The following is a 4,303-nucleotide window of genomic DNA, read 5'->3' on the forward strand; positions in this document are numbered from 1 at the left end:
ACGAGCTCAAAAGTTTTTTTGTGCAACCTTGTTTCGGGTTATATCGGAATTATTCTCTCTCTCATCTCTTTCTCTGTGTCCTCTGTGCCCTCTGTGGTTTAATCATTCCGATTCGATGATGTCGAGATCTTGGTAGAGTTGGCGGCTGTCCAGGTAGAATTGGGCGGCGGTGGTGGCGGCATCGGGTTGATGCGGGATGCGATGTTTGTAGATTTCGCCGAGGAGTTTGAGGGCATCGGCTTGGAGTCGGCGGCGGTTGAATTCCTCGAAGGTTTGCAGGGATTGGCGGGTGAGGGATTCGGCCAGGTTGAGGTTTTCTAAGGCAGGGATTTCTAGGTAGGCCCGGGCGATGTCTAGGGTTTTTTCAGCGAGATTGACGGTTTGCCCGAGGGCCGTGAAGTGGCCCCAACCAATCGGATAGGTGTTCTCGAATTGGGCGATGCGGATGGGTTGGGTGGGGTCGCCGGCGGGGATGTGACGCAGGAAATCGCTACAGACGAGGCTGAGGGCGATGTAGTCGTAGGCGAGGTTTTCTCGATATTCACGATCGATATTTAGCTGTATTGCCTGTTCTAGGTGTTGTTCTGCTTGGGTGAGAAGGGAAATTGCGGCAGTACGATCGGCGGTTTCGCGGGCGAGTTGGCGCTGACTGTTGGCAATGCGTCTGAGTTGTCGGGCAAGGCTGTCAGTTTGGCCCAACTGCTGATAGAGTTCTTGGCTTTGCTGGTGATGGGCGATCGCTTCTTCATATTTCCCCCAATCTTGATAGATTCGTCCCAATTGATAGTAGGCATCGGCCATGTCGGGTCGATCGTCGAGTTGCTGGCGCAGGGCTAAATCCTGTTTGTGGGCTGCGAGTGATTCTTCATATTTTCCCCACTGCCGATAGCAATCTGCCATCCAGTACCATTGGTTAGCAACATTTTTTTCCTTGCCCAACTGCTGATAGAGTTCTCGGCTTTGTTGGTGATGGGCGATCGCATCTTCATATTTCCCCCAATCTTGATAGATTTGTCCCAATTGAGAGTAAGCATCGGCAATGTTGGGTCGATCTTCGAGTTGCTGACGCAGGGCTAAATCCTGTTGTTGTGCATCGAGTGCCTCTTCGTATTTACCCCACTGCCGATAGCAATCTGCCAAGTTGTACCACTGGTTAGCAACATCTTTTTCCTTGCCCAACTGCTGATAGAGTTCTCGGCTTTGTTGGTGATGGACGATCGCATCTTCATATTTCCCCCAATCTTGATAGATTCGTCCCAATTGATAGTAGGCAATGGCTACATTTAGTTCGTTACCTAGTTCCTGATACAGTGTCAGATATCGTTGACGGCATTCTAATGCTTGTTCGTATTTTCCCCAATCTCGATAAGTATTTGATAACCATCCCCATTGGTTAGCGACATTTTTTTCCTTACGCAACTGCTGATAGAGTTCTCGGCTTTGTTGGTAATGGGCGATCGCATCTTCATATTTCCCCCAATCTTGATAGAGTCGTCCCAATTGAAAGTAGGCTAGGGCAATATTGGGTCTATCGTCGAGTTGCTGATGCAGGGCTAAATCCTGTTGTGTGGCATCTAGTGCCTCTTCGTATTTACCCCACTGCCGATAGCAAACTGCTATCGAGTACCACAGGTTAGCAACATCTTTTTCCTTGCCCAATTGCTGATAGAGTTCTCGGCTTGGTTGGTAATGGGCGATCGCTTCTTCATATTTCCCCCAATCTTGATAGATTCCTCCCAATAGAGAGTAGGCTAGGGCAATGTTGGGTTGATCGTCGAGTTGCTGATGCAGGGCTAAACATTGTTGTTGTGCATTGAGTGCCTCTTCGTATTTACCCCACTGCCGATAGCAAACTGCCAAGTGGTACCACTGGTTAGCAAGATTTTTTTCCTTACCCAATTGCTGATAGAGTCCTCGGCTTTGTTGGTGATGGGCTATCGCTTCTTCATATTTCCCCCAATTTAGATAGATTCCTCCCAATAGAGAGTAGGCATAGGCTATGCTGGGTCGATCGTCGAGTTGCTGACGTAAAGCTAAATCCTGTTGTTCGGCATCGAGCGCCTCTTCGTATTTACCCCACTGCCGATAGCAATCTGCCATCCAAGACCAAGAGCTAGCAACATCTTTTTCCTTGCCCAATTGCTGATAGAGTTCTCGGCTTTGTTGGTAATGGGCAATCGCATCTTCATATTTCCCCCACTGCCGATAGCATTCTGCTATCCCGTACCAAGAGCTAGCAACATAAGTTTCCTGCTTCAATTGTTTCAAAAGTTCTCGGCTTTGTTGGTAATATAAAATCGCTTCTTCGTATTTTCCCCAATCTTGATAACTTCTGCCAATACTATAAAAAATACTGGCTTCTGCTTTACAGTTGTTCGCTTGCCGAGACAACTCTATTGCTTTTTGGAAACACTCTAGTGACTGCTGGTATTGCTGATGCGATCGATGACAGACTCCCCAGCTTTGCGACAAAAGAAATAACTCAGCAGCATGGGAACATTGCAACTTTCCCCAACTTTGCTGATAGTAATTCAAACCCCGATCGTAATCTTCTTTTTTCTGGCAGGCAAGGGCGATCGCCCATTCGATAAAACCTCCTAGCTCGCAATCCCCTCGCTCTTCTAGAGTTTGTAACAGGGAAATTGCCCGATCGTACTTTTCCGATCGCAAATAAGACAATCCGGTCATAAATTCTAAGGCTTGTCGGCGATCCAAATCGCAGATTGCATCTTCCCAAGCGCGTTCCAATGCCAGAGTCATCTCTACTCCCAATTCGGAGACTAAATTGAGAATTTCTTCAAACAACGATGGCGTTAACTGTTGTACGATGCTCGTCACGCCTGCAATTAAACCTTCTCCCGCTTCGCCACAAACCACATACAGCATCGCCACCCGCGCCTTATTTTGCTGCTCTTCAGACAGCCGCTCATCTGCTGCTGCTTGTTGCAACCTGTCTAAAACCTGTTGATTAAAGGCCTCAATTCCCCGCAGCAACCGCAACAACTCCTGAGTTGGTTCATCTGCAAAATCATTCCCATCCAATCCCAAATAAGTCACTACCAGCTTCTCCACTTGCTGCCGACAGAATTTGGCCGTGACTTTGATTTCTGCCAATACCTGCCCCACAAACAGCAAATCCTGCCACAGCGAATCGGACTCCTGCGGGGCTGCCTCTGCCGGTGGATACCACACCAGCACTCGATTAGCGCCCGCCTCTTTCAGCCGAATCTCCTTCCCAGCAATATCCGGTTGATAGTCGGCTAAATTGCCAAACAACAGTTCCAACAACCTATTCACTCGTTGGCGATCCGCACTCAAATACCCCAACGCCAGCAAAATCGGCTCGTTCCACCGTGCCTGATAGCGATAGGTGTCGATAATTTTCAAAATCTCGGGAATCTCGTTGTCGGCAATGTACCGCGCCGCATAATATTCCTCAAAAGTCAGGTGCATAAACCCATACACCGCCGGAGCTCGTTCTACAAATAGCCCCGTCGTCTCCCGCACCTTCCGCAAAAACTGTCGCACCATTTCCAGTGCCTCCGGTTCCTCCACCCCCTGTAAATCCGCCATTCTGGGCGTCAACCAAGCTTCCACCTCCCCCTGCGTCACCAACCCCGACGGCTTCTCCTCGTGCATCTGGAACGCCAGAGGAGCCAGCAGTGCGGTGACTTCCTCTTCCACCAGCGAAAATTGCTTCTGCTTTACCCCATAGGCAATGTTGCGCCCAGACTGCCAATCCTCAATCAGCGTCTTGGTTGCCAACTGATACAATTCCACCCGTCGCTGGGGCATTTGAGTGCCGTTGCGGTGAATCAGCGCCAAAATCGTCAAAAGCAGCGGATTCGTGGCAAATCGACTTACTCCCGGCTTGGTTTCGATCGCCTGGAAAATGCCCCGCGCTTCTCTTTCCGCATCCCGCTGATGCGAACTAACATCAGCATCGGGACGTTGCGCCTCTTCTATAGCCCGACACCAGCGTTCCAGAAACAGCTTGATTTGGGCATTGCCCATCGGCGTAATCGTGAGCTCTCGAAACCGGCTGCCCAGGGAGGCTTCCTGATATCCGGCAATCCGGCTGGTGATGACAAACTTATTCTCCCCGTATTCCTTCACCAATCGATCGATCTGCTGCACCACCTGCACCCGATTTGCGCGATCAAAAACCTCATCCAACCCATCCATCAGCACCAAACAATCCCCCGCCGCCATCTTTGCCAGCAACAAGTCCGCAACCGCATCGCCATTACCTTGATCGCGATCGCACTCCCACTGGCGATAAAACTGCTTCAGGTACTCCACC

At 49.9% G+C, this 4,303-nt stretch carries 1 protein-coding gene; it reads right to left on the reverse strand.

Annotation, left to right across the window (positions count from 1 at the left end):
• Positions 1-102: 102 nt before the first annotated feature.
• The coding region (locus tag ACUVJL_RS20230) for a tetratricopeptide repeat protein (RefSeq protein ID WP_445247472.1) at positions 103-4,303 on the reverse strand (4,201 nt) is incomplete at its 5' end.

The organism is Microcoleus sp. OTE_8_concoct_300 (genome assembly GCF_031383065.1).
Taxonomy (GTDB): Bacteria; Cyanobacteriota; Cyanobacteriia; order Cyanobacteriales; family Microcoleaceae; genus Microcoleus.